General features: G+C 71.8%; 11 protein-coding genes. 4 read left to right on the forward strand and 7 right to left on the reverse strand.

Annotation, left to right across the window (positions count from 1 at the left end):
* Positions 1–2: 2 nt before the first annotated feature.
* On the reverse strand, positions 3–344 hold the full coding sequence (locus FB382_RS17795) for an STAS domain-containing protein (RefSeq protein ID WP_182541020.1): 342 nt from the start codon (positions 342–344) through the stop codon (positions 3–5).
* A gap of 156 nt (positions 345–500) precedes the next feature.
* Between FB382_RS17795 and FB382_RS17800 the strand changes: the two genes are divergently transcribed.
* The gene (locus tag FB382_RS17800) at positions 501–2756 is read left to right on the forward strand and encodes a SpoIIE family protein phosphatase (protein WP_182541021.1); all 2256 of its coding nucleotides are present in this window, start codon (positions 501–503) and stop codon (positions 2754–2756) included.
* Positions 2757–2853: 97 nt separating this feature from the next.
* Positions 2854–6099: a fused isobutyryl-CoA mutase/GTPase IcmF gene (gene icmF, locus FB382_RS17805; RefSeq protein ID WP_182541022.1), complete on the forward strand. Its 3246-nt coding sequence runs from the start codon at positions 2854–2856 to the stop codon at positions 6097–6099.
* A 24-nt stretch (positions 6100–6123) separates the two neighbouring features.
* Here the strand turns inward: icmF and FB382_RS22990 are convergent, their stop codons facing one another.
* Complete coding sequence (locus FB382_RS22990; protein ID WP_182541023.1) at positions 6124–7452, reverse strand: peptidoglycan DD-metalloendopeptidase family protein; 1329 nt, start codon at positions 7450–7452, stop codon at positions 6124–6126.
* A gap of 114 nt (positions 7453–7566) precedes the next feature.
* Between FB382_RS22990 and FB382_RS17815 the strand changes: the two genes are divergently transcribed.
* Complete coding sequence (locus tag FB382_RS17815; RefSeq protein ID WP_182541024.1) at positions 7567–8274, forward strand: helical backbone metal receptor; 708 nt, start codon at positions 7567–7569, stop codon at positions 8272–8274.
* Positions 8275–8311: 37 nt separating this feature from the next.
* Positions 8312–9580 carry an SIR2 family protein gene (locus tag FB382_RS17820; RefSeq protein ID WP_182541025.1) on the forward strand — a complete coding sequence of 423 codons (1269 nt, stop codon included), beginning with the start codon at positions 8312–8314 and terminating at the stop codon, positions 9578–9580.
* Between the two features lie 13 nt (positions 9581–9593).
* Here the strand turns inward: FB382_RS17820 and FB382_RS17825 are convergent, their stop codons facing one another.
* The 5 genes from FB382_RS17825 to FB382_RS17845 all read right to left on the reverse strand — a co-directional run bounded on the left by FB382_RS17825 (position 9594) and on the right by FB382_RS17845 (position 14367).
* Positions 9594–10160, reverse strand: a complete 567-nt coding sequence (locus tag FB382_RS17825) for a TerD family protein (RefSeq protein WP_182541026.1) — start codon at positions 10158–10160, stop codon at positions 9594–9596.
* Between the two features lie 191 nt (positions 10161–10351).
* Positions 10352–11530, reverse strand: a complete 1179-nt coding sequence (locus tag FB382_RS17830) for an HNH endonuclease signature motif containing protein (RefSeq protein ID WP_246377243.1) — start codon at positions 11528–11530, stop codon at positions 10352–10354.
* A gap of 340 nt (positions 11531–11870) precedes the next feature.
* On the reverse strand, positions 11871–12533 hold the full coding sequence (locus FB382_RS17835) for a 3-oxoacid CoA-transferase subunit B (RefSeq protein ID WP_182541028.1): 663 nt from the start codon (positions 12531–12533) through the stop codon (positions 11871–11873).
* On the reverse strand, positions 12530–13189 hold the full coding sequence (locus FB382_RS17840) for a 3-oxoacid CoA-transferase subunit A (protein WP_182541029.1): 660 nt from the start codon (positions 13187–13189) through the stop codon (positions 12530–12532). The genes FB382_RS17835 and FB382_RS17840 overlap by 4 nt, the downstream gene beginning before the upstream one ends.
* Positions 13186–14367, reverse strand: coding sequence for a thiolase family protein (locus FB382_RS17845; RefSeq protein WP_182541030.1), 1182 nt, complete (start codon positions 14365–14367; stop codon positions 13186–13188). The genes FB382_RS17840 and FB382_RS17845 overlap by 4 nt, the downstream gene beginning before the upstream one ends.
* Positions 14368–14371: the final 4 nt, after the last annotated feature.

Consider the following 14371-nt stretch of genomic DNA (forward strand, 5'->3'; position numbering starts at 1 on the left):
CGTCAGGCAGGTACGTCGGCGTCCGGCGGGGTGTCGTCGCGGTCGCCGAGGCGGTAGGGCAGCGCGCAGACCATCAGGACCCGCTGGGCCACGGAGCCCTGAGCGGCCACGAGCGACAGGTCGGCGCCGGTCCGGTCCGCCGAGGCCAGCGCCCGGGTCAGCACCCCGACCGCGACGCTGGGCAGGTAGTCGACCCCGCTGAGGTCCACCACCAGCCGGCTGCCCGGCGCAGTGCCGTGCTCGGCGAGCAGGTTGCGCAGCGCGATGATGCCGTAGTCGTCGACCTCGCCGCGCACACGCAGCGTCCGGTCGAGCAGGTCTGCCTCAAAGGTCCGTTCCAACACGGCGCCCACCCTAGACATCCATCGCGCTTCCCCCATCACCCCCACGGGTGTGCTCACCCTCAGGGGTGGGCACATCCGTCGTGCCCGGGGGCTCGCTACGGGATACGGTGGCCCGATCCGGCCACGGTGGCCGTGGACCGGTTCGGGAAGGGACACATGAGCGCGACCCCGGACGGCCGGCACACGCCGGCCTACGCCCCCGCAGACCTCACCAACTGCGAGGACGAGCCGATCCACATCCCGGGGGCGATCCAGCCCCACGGGATGCTCCTCGCTGTCGACCCGCCGACCATGCTGGTCGCGGTCGCCTCGGCCAACTGCGAGGAGCTCGTGGGAGTCGCCGCGGAGGAGGCCGTCGGCGGGACGCTCGCGTCCCTCGTCGGCGAGGCCGTCGAGGACGCCGTACGCCGCCGGCTCGACGAGGCGACCTTCCGCGAGCCGCTGATCATCAGCCTGCCCGAGACGCTGCCCGGATCGCTGGCCGGCCGCGAGGTCGACGTCACGCTGCACCGCTCGGCCACCCGGCTCGTGATCGAGATCGAGACCGTCGGTCGCCCGCGGTCGGTGCTCCTGACCTACCAGTCCGCCCGCAGCGCCATGGCCCGGCTGTCCGCCGAGAAGAGCACCGTCGGCCTGGCCGCCCAGCTGGCCCGCGAGGTCGCGGCGCTGACCGACTTCGACCGTGTCATGGTCTATCGCTTCGACCGCCAGTGGAACGGCGAGGTGATCGCCGAGGAGCGGCGCGCGGACCTCAACCCGTTCCTCGGCCTGCACTACCCCGCCACCGACATCCCGGCCCAGGCGCGGCGGCTCTACACCGTCAACTGGACGCGGCTGATCGCCGACGTCCACTACACGCCGGTGCCGCTGCACCCGATCCTCGACCCGGTCCCCCAGGCACCGCTGGACCTGTCCCACTCGACGCTGCGCAGCGTCTCGCCCATCCACCTGGAGTACCTCCAGAACATGGGCGTCACCTCCTCGATGTCGCTCTCGCTCGTGCAGGACGGCGAGCTGTGGGGCCTGGTCGCCTGCCACCACTACTCCGGCCCGCACCGTCCCAGCCAGGACGCCCGCGCCGCCGCCGAGTTCCTCAGCCAGGTCGCCTCGCAGCAGATCGCGGAGCGGGAGCGCGCCGACGCCAGCCGCCGCGCGCTCGAGACCAGCGAGCTGCTCGCCCGCATGCTCGGCCGGCTGGCCGGCACCAGCGAGCCGGTCCTCGACGCCCTCCTCGACGACCCGGAGGTGGCCGACCTGATGCAGGCCAACGGCATGGCGCTGTGGGCCGACGGCCGGCTGCAGACCCGCGGCGTCGTCCCGTCGAACGCCGCGCTGCCGCTCATCGCCGGCGCCCTGCTCGGCCCGGAGGACAGCTCGATCGGGAGCACCGAGCACGTCGCGGGACTGGACCCGCGCCTCCAGCAGTACGCCGACCTCCCGGCCGGGGCGCTCGCCATCGGCACCCTTCCCGACCGCTGGCTGGTCTGGCTGCGACCGGAGTTCGAGCAGACCGTCGACTGGGGCGGCGACCCCCGCAACAAGGAGCTCGCCTCGAGCGAGGGCGCCGCGGTGCGGCTCTCGCCGCGCAAGTCCTTCGACAAGTGGCGGGAGGTGGTCCGCGGCCACAGCCGGCCGTGGTCCGACGAGGACAACCAGGCGGCCGACCACCTGCGGGCCCAGCTCAACGGCCTGCTGCTCAAGCGGTCGCGCGAGCAGATCCAGGTGGCCGAGTCGCTCCAGCGCAGCGTGCTCGCCGAGCGGGCCCCTCGCCTCGAGGGCCTCGACGTCGCCGTCCGCTACACCTCGGCCGCGTCCTACCAGCTCGGCGGCGACTGGTGGGACTGCGTGCGCATCGACGACCGCCGCACGGCCTTCGTGATCGGCGACGTGGCCGGCCACGGGGTCGAGGCCGTGGCGGCGATGATGCAGGTCCGGGCGGCGCTGCGCGCCTACCTGCTCACCGGCGACGCGATCGGCTCCAGCCTCGACAAGCTCGACCGCTTCGTGGCCGACCTCGTCGACGACCAGATCGCCTCGGCCCTGGTGGTCGTGGTGGACCGGGAGGCCCGTCGGCTCGAGGCCGCCAGCGCGGGGCACCCGGCGCCGCTGCTGCTCTCCACCGACCCGACGCTCACACTGCGCCCGACCGCGCGGCCGGTGCTCGGGCTGGGCTCCGGGCTGGCCACCGCACTGGCGATCGACGTACCTCCCGGGGCGACGCTGCTGATGTTCACCGACGGCCTGGTCGAGCGGCGCGGCAGCGACCTGTTCGACAACCTGCGCCTGCTCGAGCAGTCGGCCGGGACCGGCCCGGACGAGGACGGGCTCGAGGCCTGGGTGGACCGGGTGCTCGCGGCCGTGCCCGGCAGCGGGGGCGACGACACGACCGTGCTCGCCGTCACCGTGCGCTGAGCCCGCTCCCGCCACGGGAGGCGGCGCGCCCTCGACTGGCCCCATTTAGTAGGACGTCCTACTATTTGGGTGAACTCCTACCCGTGAGGTGACACCCGTGGCAAAGCCCGAGCTCCACACCCCCACCCACCCCGTGCGCCTGGTGACGGCGTCGAGCCTCTTCGACGGTCACGACGCCTCCATCAACATCATGCGGCGGATCTTCCAGAGCCAGGGCGCCGAGGTCATCCACCTCGGCCACAACCGCTCGGTGCAGGAGGTCGTGGACGCGGCGCTGGAGGAGGACGCCCAGGGCGTGGCGGTCTCGTCCTACCAGGGCGGCCACATCGAGTACTTCGAGTACCTCGTCGAGTCGCTGCGCGCCCAGGGCGCCGACCACATCAAGGTCGTCGGCGGCGGTGGCGGCGTGATCGTGCACGACGAGATCGAGCGGCTGCGCGCCTCCGGCGTCACGATCTTCTCCCCCGAGGACGGCCAGCGGATGGGCCTCGTCGGGATGATCAACTCGGTCGTCAAGGACTGCGACTTCGACCTCTGGGCGGGCAAGCAGGTCGGAGCCGAGCAGGTGCTCAGCGGCGACCGGTTCGCCATCGCGCGCGCCATCACCGGCGCCGAGGGCGGCAACCTGCCGGCCGCGATGTTCGAGCAGCTCCGCGCGGCCGGCGCCTCCCACACGGTCCCGGTCCTCGGCATCACCGGCACGGGCGGCTCGGGCAAGTCGTCCCTCACCGACGAGCTCGTACGACGCTTCCGCGTGGACCAGCAGGACAAGCTGCGGGTCGCCGTCATCGCGGTCGACCCCACCCGCCGCAAGGGCGGCGGCGCCCTGCTCGGCGACCGGATCCGGATGAACTCCCTCGACGGCGACCGGGTCTTCTTCCGCTCGCTGGCCACCCGCGGCGCCCACGAGCTGCCCGCCCACCTCGGCGACGTCATCGACGTCGTGAAGGCCGCGGGCTTCGACCTCGTCATCGTGGAGACCCCCGGCATCGGCCAGGGCGACGCCGCGATCGTCCCGTTCGTGGACACCTCGATGTACGTCATGACGCCGGAGTTCGGCGCCGCCTCGCAGCTGGAGAAGATCGACATGCTCGACTTCGCCGACGTCGTGGCGATCAACAAGTTCGAGCGCCGCGGCGCCAAGGACGCGCTCCGCGACGTCGGTCGCCAGCTGGTCCGCAACCGCGAGGCGTTCGGCAAGCAGCCCTCCGACATGCCCGTCTTCGGCACCTCGGCGGCCACCTTCAACGACGACGGCGTCACCGCGCTCTACCAGCACCTGCGCGGCCTGCTCGCCGACCGCGGGCTGCCCGTCGACGAGGGCACGCTGCCGGCGGTCGACGTACGCCACTCGTCGGGGATCCGCCAGGTCGTCCCGAGCGACCGGGTGCGCTACCTCGCCGAGATCACCGAGACCGTGCGGAAGTACCACGCCCGGACCGAGACGCTGGCCGAGGCCGCGCGGCGCGTGCAGCGCCTCGACCTCGTTGCCGGCGAGCTGGTCTCGACGGGCTCGACCACCGAGGGGCTCGGCGACGTCCCGGCCCTGCTGGAGAAGGCCCGCGAGGACCTGCCGACCGAGGTCGCGCAGCAGATCGAGGGCTGGCCGGCCGTCGTGGAGTCCTACTCGGGAGACGAGATGGTCACCAAGGTCCGCGACAAGGAGATCCACACGCGGCTGACGCGGGAGTCCCTGTCGGGCAACAAGATCCCGCGCGTCGCACTGCCGTCGTACGCCGACCACGGCGAGCTCGTCCGCTTCTGGCGCCGTGAGAACCTCCCCGGCCACTTCCCCTTCACCGCGGGCGTCTTCCCGTTCAAGCGCGACGGCGAGGACCCGGCCCGGATGTTCGCCGGCGAGGGCGACCCGGCCCGCACCAACCGCCGCTTCAAGATCCTCTCGGCCGACGGCGACGCCAAGCGCCTCTCGACCGCCTTCGACTCGGTGACCCTCTACGGCCGTGACCCCGACGAGCGCCCCGACATCTACGGCAAGGTCGGCACGTCCGGCGTCTCCGTCGCGACGCTCGACGACATGAAGGTGCTCTACGACGGCTTCGACCTGGTCTCGCCGTCGACGTCGGTGTCGATGACGATCAACGGCCCGGCCCCGACCGTGCTGGCGTTCTTCCTCAACACCGTGATCGACCAGCAGGTCGACGCGTTCCGCGAGAAGGAGGGCCGCGAGCCGTCGGAGGAGGAGCGCGCGATGCTCGCCGCGCACGCCGTCGCCAACGTCCGCGGCACCGTCCAGGCCGACATCCTCAAGGAGGACCAGGGCCAGAACACCTGCCTGTTCTCCACGGAGTTCAGCCTGCGGATGATGGCCGACATCCAGGAGTGGTTCATCCAGCACCAGGTGCGGAACTTCTACTCCGTCTCGATCTCCGGCTACCACATCGCCGAGGCCGGGGCGAACCCCATCAGCCAGCTCGCGTTCACCCTCGCCAACGGCTTCACCTACGTCGAGGCCTACCTCGCGCGCGGCATGGACATCGACGACTTCGCGCCCAACCTGTCGTTCTTCTTCTCCAACGGCATGGACCCGGAGTACTCCGTCATCGGTCGCGTCGCCCGCCGCATCTGGGCGGTCGCCATGAAGGAGAAGTACGGCGCCAACGACCGCTCGCAGAAGCTGAAGTACCACGTGCAGACGTCCGGTCGCTCCCTGCACGCGCAGGAGATGGACTTCAACGACATCCGCACCACCCTGCAGGCGCTCATCGCGATCTACGACAACGCCAACTCGCTGCACACCAACGCCTACGACGAGGCCGTGACGACCCCGACCGAGGAGTCGGTGCGCCGGGCGCTCGCGATCCAGATGATCATCAACCGCGAGTGGGGCCTCGCGATGAACGAGAACCCGCTCCAGGGCTCGTTCGTCATCGACGAGCTCACCGACCTGGTCGAGGCCGCCGTGCTGGCGGAGTTCGACCGGATCAACGAGCGCGGCGGCGTGCTGGGCGCGATGGAGACCGGCTACCAGCGTGGCCGGATCCAGGACGAGTCGATGCTCTACGAGCACCGCAAGCACGACGGCTCGCTGCCGATCATCGGCGTCAACACGTTCCGCAACCCCAAGGCCGACGACGGCACCCCCGTCCACGTCGAGCTGGCGCGCGCGACGGACGCCGAGAAGGAGGGCCAGCTCGCGCGGGTCCGCGCCTTCCAGGCCGAGCACGCCACCGAGGCCGAGGCGGCGATCGCCCGGCTCAAGGAGGCCGCGATCACCGGCGAGAACGTCTTCGCGGTGCTCGTCGACGCGGCGCGGGTCTGCTCGCTGGGCCAGGTCACCGAGGCGTTCTTCGAGGTGGGCGGACAGTACCGCCGCAACGTCTGACGCTCGCCCGGGTCAGGATCCGGGTCAGGACCCGGGGTAGGCGCCGACCGCGTGCAGCCAGGTCTCGGGGTCGGTGCTGTCCTCGTAGAGGCCGCCCCCGACCGGGTGCACCTCGAGGTGGAGGTGGCAGCCGGTCGCGTTGCCGCGCGCGCCGACCACGCCGATCTGCTGGCCGGCCCGCACGTACTGCCCGTTGCTGACGGTCAGCGCCTGCATGTGGGCGTACCACGTGCTGAGCTGCCCGTCGCCGGTGCTGTCGACCAGCAGCCACGGGCCCGACCAGCGCTGGTCGGTGCGGATGGTGACCGTGCCGTCGGTGACGGCCAGGACCGGTGTGCCGCAGGCGGTGGAGAAGTCGTCGCCGGTGTGGACGCTCGCCCAGTGCTTGCTGCGATGGCCCCAGTTGTCCTGGTCGCGGTACGACGCGCCCGCGGGCAGCGGGAAGCTCACGGCCTTCTCGCCCGAGGCGTAGGCGCGTGAGGCGGCCGCGGCCTCGGCGGCGACCGTCGCCGAGCTCGCGCGGATCGTGGACAGCCGGTCGGTGATGACCGAGTCCTCCAGGACGGTCCGCGCAACGGCCATCGCGGCCACGACCTTGCTGCGGGCCGTCTCGGCCGCGGCGAGCGCCGTACGGGCTGCGGCGAGCTCGGTGCGGGCCGCGAGGTCGGCTTTGCCGACCGCGACCGTGGCCCACTCGAGCCGCTTGCGGGCCTTCTCGGCGTCGACGACCACGTTGGACTGGGTGTTGCTGAGCTGCTCGAGGACCACCATCCCGGTGACCAGGTCCTCGTCGGTGTCCGCCGACAGGATCATCCCGAGCGCCCCGACGGAGCTGGAGACGTAGCCCTGGTCGATCGCCGACACGAAGAGCGCCCGCTCGCGCTCGTAGTCCTCGGCGGCCTTCGTCGCCGCCGCCCGGGCGTCGACGAGGGCCTTCGCGGCGGCGTCCGCACGTGCGGCGGCCCTGGTGGCCTCGGTGCGGGCCGCGTCGTAGGCGTCGACGGCCGCGTGCAGGGCGGCGTAGGTCTGGGCGAGCTGCTGACGTGCCGCCGCCGTCGCGGCGCTGTCGCCCGCGTGGGGCACGAGCAGGTCCGGGTCGAGGTGCCACGCGGCGGCGAGCGCGACGGCCCGGTCGGCCGCCTCGGCCTCGCGGTCCGCACGGCTCCCGGCCTCGTCGCTGCCGTGGCCAGCGTGGTGGCGCGGCTTCTGCCAGTGGGCGCCGCCGTTCGCGTGGGTCCGGGTGTCGAGGAGTGGGGCGGGCGCGGCGCTCGCAGGCGCCGTCGCCACCGTCGTCACGGCGAGCACCGCGACACCCGCAGCGATCCCCCTCGCGATCAGGGCGCGTGCAGCCACGGTCGTGTCCCCCCAAGGTCCATGCCTTCGAGGGTTCGGGTCCGACCCCGGATCGCGGGCCGGAACGCGAGCCGGGCTCACCTGAATTGATGACGCGCCGATACGGTCGGGCGCATGAGCGCGCTGTCCCGGGTCGTCTCGCTGGTGCCCTCGATCACCGAGGCGCTGGTCTCGGTGCGCCGCGACGCCGTGCTCGGCGCGACCGACTGGTGCACGCACCCGGCCGACCTCGACGTGACCCGCGTGCGCGGCACCAAGAACCCCGACCTGGCGGCGATCCGGGCGCTCGAGCCCGACCTGGTGATCGCCAACAAGGAGGAGAACCGCGAGCTCGACGTACGACGCCTCCGCGAGGCCGGGGTGCGCGTGGAGGTGACCGAGATCGAGACCGTCCCCGATGCGGTCGAGACGTTCGAGCGGCTCTTCGACGAGGTCCTGCAGTGGCCGCAACCCGCCTGGCTGGCCGAGGCACGGACCCTGTGGTGCGGTCCCCTCCCGGCCGTGACCGAGCGGGTCGTCATCCCGATCTGGCGCGACCCGTGGATGGTGGTGGGCAGCCGGACGTTCACCGGCGACCTGGCCCGGAGGCTCGGTCTGGAGAACGTCTACGCGGGCCACGAGGACCGCTACCCGCACGTGGACGTGGCCGACCTCGATGCGGCCGCGGCGGACGCCGTACTGCTCCCGGACGAGCCGTACGTCTTCACCGCCGACGACGGCCCCGAGGCCTTCACCCGGACGCCGGTCCGGCTCGTCAGCGGGCGGCTGCTCACCTGGTACGGCCCGTCACTGGTGGAGGCGCACCGCACGTTGGCGCGATGACCGGACGCGGCCGCCGCAGGACACTAGGGTCCTGCGGGTGGACGACGCGATCCCGCAACACCTGGTCAGCCAGATCATCGAGGGGCGCTGCGTCGCCTTCGTCGGCGCCGGCTTCGCCGCCCCGGCCGTCCCTGCCTGGAAGATGCTGCTGCGCGGGCTCGGGCAGCGCGCGCAGCTCGACGACGCGACGGCCGCCTGGCTGACCAGCCTCGTGGACAACGGCGGCTCCCGCGACCTCGAGGCCGCCGCCCAGATCCTGCACACCGCGATGGGTGACGGCTTCGACCCGGCGCTGGCCGAGGTGCTGGCCGAGGACGGCCACCCGGAGGCGATCGCCGAGCGCCGTCAGTTGCTCGCCGGCATCCCGTTCGACGCGATCATGACCACCAACTTCGACCCGTTCCTGGTCGGCGACGTGCCCGGGCCGGACGCCTACCAGCGGATCCTGCGCGACCCGCCGCACCGCTGGTGGGAGCCGCGCTACTGGAGCGACGACGCCCCGGGCGCCCCGGTCGTGAAGCTGCACGGCGAGGTCGGGCCGGTCGGCGACAGCGTGGTGTTCACCCAGCGCGACTACCGCGAGCGGCTCTACAGCAGCCCGGCGTACATGACCTTCCTGCGCTCGCTCTTCGCCACCAACACGATCCTGTTCCTCGGCGTCTCGTTCACCGACGCCTACCTCAACGAGCTCCGCTCCGAGGTCCTGGCGATGATCGACCAGCGGGACGAGGACCCGCCGGTCGCGTACGCCGTCCTCCCGGACGTGGCCGAGCACCAGGCCCGCTACCTGCACAGCCACGAGGGGCTCGGTGCGATCTCCTTCGACACCGCCGGGGGCACCGACTGGGGCGGCTTCGACCGCGTGCTGCGGGCCATCCACGACGCCACCAACCCGCGTGCTCAGATCGGCGCCGCGCTCGACGGGCGGACCGTCCTGTGGGTCGACTCGTCGCCGGAGGACACCGCCTACGGTCGCCGGGTGCTCGCCGACGCCGCCGCGGACTCGGGCGGGCGCAGTCGCATGGTGCAGGTCGGGTCGGCCACCGAGGCCGCCGCCTGGCTGCGCGACCACGACGCGGACCTCGTCATCGCGGACTGGGCCGTCGGCTGCGACGGGCTCCCCGTCGCCGAGACCCTGCTGCGCACGATGCGCGCCGCGGACGCCCGCGCCATCGTCGTCGTACTCGCCCAGGAGCCGGTCACCCCCGAGGACCGGCACCGCGCGCTTGCCTTGGGCGCCACGGAGGTGGCGCACGGCTGGGGCGAGCTCTTCCGCGAGCTGGCTCGGGTCTACGCCCCGCTCTGATTCGCCGGGGTCGTCAGAGGAAGCGCTGGAGCGCCGCTACCGACTCCGTCGGGACCTTGACCGCGATGCCCTCGCCGATCGCCCGCAGCCGCCACCCGTCGCCGTCGCGGAAGAGCTTGGCCATCGCCAGGCCGGTCTGCGGCACCCCACCGGTCAGCGTGAACCGCGCCAGCTCGACGTCCTGGTCGTCGACCAGTCGGCAGTAGGCGTGGTTGATCCACTCCAGCGTGTGGCCCTGGTAGCTGCTGACGAGGAAGACGAGGGTGTCCACCTTCGCGTAGACCCGCCCGAGGTCGATGTCGATGACCTCGTCGTCGCCCTCGCCGCGCCCCGTCTTGTTGTCCCCGCGGTGCACCACGGACCCGTCACGGGTCGCCAGGTTGTTGTAGAACGCGAGGTCGAACAGCTTCCCCTCCGCGAACTCCACCACCGACGCGTCGAGGTCCACCTCCGGCGCCCCGGTCCCGATGAACCCCGCCGTCCGCTCCTTGTCCCAGCCCACACCGAGGCGCAGCCGGGTCAGCGGCGTGCCGTCCGCGGTGGTCAGCGCCATCTCCTGGCCCTTGGCGAGCTCGATCACGAGGTCCTCCCGTCGTTGGTGTCTCGAACGTACCCGTCGGGTGCAGGTGGCCGCGCCTACGGCGCGGTTCAGAGAATTACGTGGTCACCGCAGGGCTCGCACGAGGTGCCTCCGGGCCCTGCTTGCCGGCTTTCGGTCGCCTGGCTCGACCGTCGTGATCGAGGTTCACAGAAGATTGGTCGTACGTCGGCCTATGTCCTTCGGGTGAAGGCGACCTTCCCGCCGGCCTGTTTGGTCATCGTGAACTTCGGGTCATGGGCCCTCGCGTGGTGGTGCGGGCAGAGCAGCATCCCGTCTTTGTTGGTCTCCCCGTCCTGGCTCCAGGGGATGGGGTGGTGGCCGTGACACAGCCCCGGCGGCCAGTCGCAGCCCTCGGCGTTGCAGCCGCCCTGCTCGATCGCCATCGCGATCCGCTGCGACTCGCTGTGGAACCGGCGCTTGCGGCCCAGGTCGAGGACCTGGGACTTCCCACCCAGCACGGCCGGGATGATCCCCGCCTCACACGCCAGCCGGCGGGCCTGGCCGGCGGTGATCCGCTCACCGGTGTCCAGTGACGCGGCCCTCAGGCCGCCCATCAGGGTCGAGATGTCCATGGTGACCACCACGGTGGCACTGACGCCGCCGGCCTTGGGGAGCAACTTGGTCGGGTAGCGCTCGATCAGCTCGACGAACGCCTGCCCCATCCGCTCCGCACTCGGTCGGCGTTCGCCAACTGAACCGTCGACGGCGGCGCGGTGCTTCGGGGCGGCGAACGCGAGCAGCGCCTTCTTCAACATCGCGGCCTGCGCCGCCGGGAGCGTGAACCGGCCATGGACCTTGCCGTGACCGTCATCGGTCATCGTCAGCTTCGTCGATCGCGCGGCCTCGCGCTCTTCGGCCTCGAGCTGCTTGGCTTCGTGGGCCTCGGCTGCCTCGGGGTCGAGGAAGTCCAGGATCCGTCGGCCCAGCACCTTCAACGCCTTCGCGTCGTGGTCCGCGGCGAACTTGATCAGCATCGCCTCCGCCTCGTCGCGATGCTCGGCGGGGAGGACCTCGACCGCCTCCACGATCACCCTCGCCTGCTCCACGAGCACGTCCCCGGCGGCCACCGCCGTCCGCAACGCCGGACGCGCCGCGAGCGCGACCGCGAGGCGCATCTTCCCGTGCGCAGACGTCCGGGTCTGGTGGGTCGCGTGCGCCCAGAAGTTCGAGGTCGAAGTCGCCCCGACCGACTCCCCGACCCCGACGGTCTTGGCGTGCTCGGCCACCCGCATCTCCAGCTCCGCGAGCTGAGCGGACAACCGCGTCACCGCCGTCAGCGTCGCAGCGGACTCGTCCGGCGACATCGACCACAGCGACACATCCGAGAGCTCCGCAAGCTGCGACTGCATGGCCTCGACAGCACGCGACACTTGGTGTCGAGGCGGCTGGGTGACCATCGCTGTCATGGATCAATTCCAGCAGGGACCACCGACAAAACCGCAGGCCAGAGCCCCTTTTCGGGCACGACAAAGGTAAAGATTGAAAGGAATCTTGAAACCTAGATCACGACGGTCGAGCGAAGAAGCCGAAACCCGGAAATCAGGGTCCGGAGGCACCTCGTGCGAACCCTGCGTGACCACCCAAATTCTGGAAGTACGCGCCGAAGGCGCGAGGTCCCGCACCCAACGTCGGCGAGCAAGGCCCCACGTCGGCTCACCGGGTTTCGAGACGCTCGCTGGAGCTCGCTCCTCAACCAGCGGGAGTGAGGGGGACGTCGAGGCGGGCGGCAAGGTCGTCGAAGGAGATCCCGAAAGTCTCGAGCACCGTGACCTCGCCGGTCGACGAGAGCTGGAAGGTCGCGACGTCGGTGTAGACGCGGTCGACGCAGCCGACCCCGGTGAGGGGGTACGTGCAGGAGGGCACGAGCTTGGGGGTGCCGTCCTTGGCGAAGAGGGTCATCATCACGAAGACCTTCTTGGCGCCGATGGCCAGGTCCATGGCGCCGCCGACCGCGGGGATCGCGTCAGGAGCACCGGTGTGCCAGTTGGCGAGGTCGCCGGAGGCGGAGACCTGGAAGGCGCCGAGCACGCACACGTCGAGGTGGCCGCCGCGCATCATGGCGAAGGAGTCGGCGTGGTGGAAGTACGACGCCCCCGGCAGCTCGGTCACCGGGATCTTGCCGGCGTTGGTGAGGTCGGTGTCGATCTCGTCGCCGACGGCCGCCGGGCCCATGCCGAGCATGCCGTTCTCGGTGTGGAGCACGACGCCGGAGTCGGCGGCGAGGTGGTCGGCGACCAGCGTGGGCTGGCCGATGCCGAGGTTCACGAACGATCCGGCGGGGATGTCGGCCGCGATTCGGGCCGCGATCTCGTCCTTGGTCAGCGGAGACGTGGTCACTGGAGAAGCGCTCATGCGGGGCACACCACCCGGTCGACGTAGATGGAGGGGGTCACGATCACTTCCGGGTCGAGGTCGCCGACGTCGACGACGCGCGCGACCTGCGCGATCGTCGTGGTCGCGGCCGTGGCCATGACGGGCCCGAAGTTGCGGGCGGTCTTGCGGTAGACGAGGTTGCCCATCCGGTCGGCGACGTGGGCGCCGATGAGGGCGACGTCGCCGCGGATGGGGTACTCCAGGACGTAGGTGCGGCCGTCGATCTCGCGGACCTCCTTGCCCTCGGCAAGTGGCGTGCCGACGCCCGTGGGGCAGAAGAACGCCCCGATCCCGGCGCCCGCGGCCCGCATCCGTTCGGCGAGGTTGCCCTGGGGCACGACCTCGAGCTCGATGTCGCCGGCCCGGTAGAGCCCGTCGAAGACCCACGAGTCGGACTGGCGCGGGAACGAGCAGACCATCTTGCGGACCCGCTTGGCGGCGAGCAGCGCGGCCAGCCCGGTGTCGCCGTTGCCGGCGTTGTTGGACACGACGGTGAGGTCGGTCGCGCCCTGCCGGATCAGCGCGTCGATCAGCTCGACGGGCATGCCCGCCATGCCGAAGCCGCCGACGAGGACGGTCGAGCCGTCGGCGACGTCCGCCACGGCTTCGTCGTACGACGTGTGCAGGGTCGTCATGCGACGTTCTCCAACACCACGGCCAGCGCCTGGCCGACGCCGATGCAGATGGCGGCCACGCCCCAGCGGTCCCCGGACTCCTGCAGTCGCGCGGCGAGCGTGCCGAGGATGCGCGCGCCGGAGGCGCCCAGCGGGTGGCCGATCGCGATGGCGCCGCCCTTGGCGTTGACGATCTCCGGGTCGATCCCCCACGCGTCGACGCACGCCAGCGACTGCACGGCGAAGGCCTCGTTGAGCTCGACGGCGGACACGTCCGCCCAGGTGATCCCGGCGCGAGCCAGGGCGCGGTCGGCCGCCTCCACCGGGGCAAAGCCGAACAGCTGCGGCTCCAGCGCCGACACCCCGCGCCCGGCGATCCGGGCCAGCGGCGCGAGCCCGATCCGCGACGACGCGTCCTCCGAGCCGATCACGAGCGCCGAAGCACCGTCGTTGAGCGGCGAGGCGTTGCCGGCGGTGATCGTGCCGTCAGGCCGGAACGACGGCTTCAGTCCGGCGAGCGTCTCGGGCGTCGTCCCGGGGCGGATGCTCTCGTCGCGGGCGAGGTCCGCGCCGGGCACGGGCACCACGAGCGCGTCGTAGAACCCCGCCGACCAGGCCTCGTCGGCGAGCCGGTGCGAGCGGGCGGCGAACGCGTCCTGGCGCTCGCGGGAGATCGAGAACTTCTCCTGCAGCTGCTCGTTGGCCTCACCCAGCGAGACGGTCCACTCGGCGGGCATGCGCTCGTTGACGAGCCGCCAGCCGAGGGTGGTCGACACGGCCGTCATGTTGCCGGCGGGGTAGGCGCGCGAGGGCTTCGGCAGCACCCAGGGCGCGCGGGTCATCGACTCGACGCCGCCAGCGATGACGACGTCGGCGTCGCCGGACTCGATCGTGCGCGAGGCGAGGATCGCGGCGTCCAGCGACGAACCGCAGAGCCGGTTGACGGTCGTGGCGGGGACGGAGACGGGCAGGCCGGCCAGCAGCACGGCCATCCGGCCGACGTTGCGGTTGTCCTCGCCGGCCCCGTTGGCGTTGCCCCACACGACGTCGCCGATCGCGGCGGGGTCGAGGCCGGGCGCCTTGGCGAGCACCCCGGAGAGGGCCACGGCGGCGAGGTCGTCGGGACGTACGTCGGCGAGCGCGCCGCCGAACCTCCCGAAGGGCGTGCGGGCGGCGGCGTACAGGTAGGACTCGGTCATCAAG

The sequence above is a fragment of the Nocardioides ginsengisegetis genome (genome assembly GCF_014138045.1).
GTDB lineage: Bacteria > Actinomycetota > Actinomycetes > Propionibacteriales > Nocardioidaceae > Nocardioides > Nocardioides ginsengisegetis.

Coding starts and splice junctions, on each gene's coding strand:
- FB382_RS17815 (WP_182541024.1), top strand. CDS start 7,567: ATGAGCGCGCTGTCCCGGGTCGTCTCGCTGGTGCCCTCGATCACCGAG.
- FB382_RS17800 (WP_182541021.1), top strand. CDS start 501: ATGAGCGCGACCCCGGACGGCCGGCACACGCCGGCCTACGCCCCCGCA.
- FB382_RS17840 (WP_182541029.1), bottom strand. CDS start 13,189: ATGACGACCCTGCACACGTCGTACGACGAAGCCGTGGCGGACGTCGCC.
- FB382_RS17845 (WP_182541030.1), bottom strand. CDS start 14,367: ATGACCGAGTCCTACCTGTACGCCGCCGCCCGCACGCCCTTCGGGAGG.
- FB382_RS17835 (WP_182541028.1), bottom strand. CDS start 12,533: ATGAGCGCTTCTCCAGTGACCACGTCTCCGCTGACCAAGGACGAGATC.
- FB382_RS17830 (WP_246377243.1), bottom strand. CDS start 11,530: ATGCAGTCGCAGCTTGCGGAGCTCTCGGATGTGTCGCTGTGGTCGATG.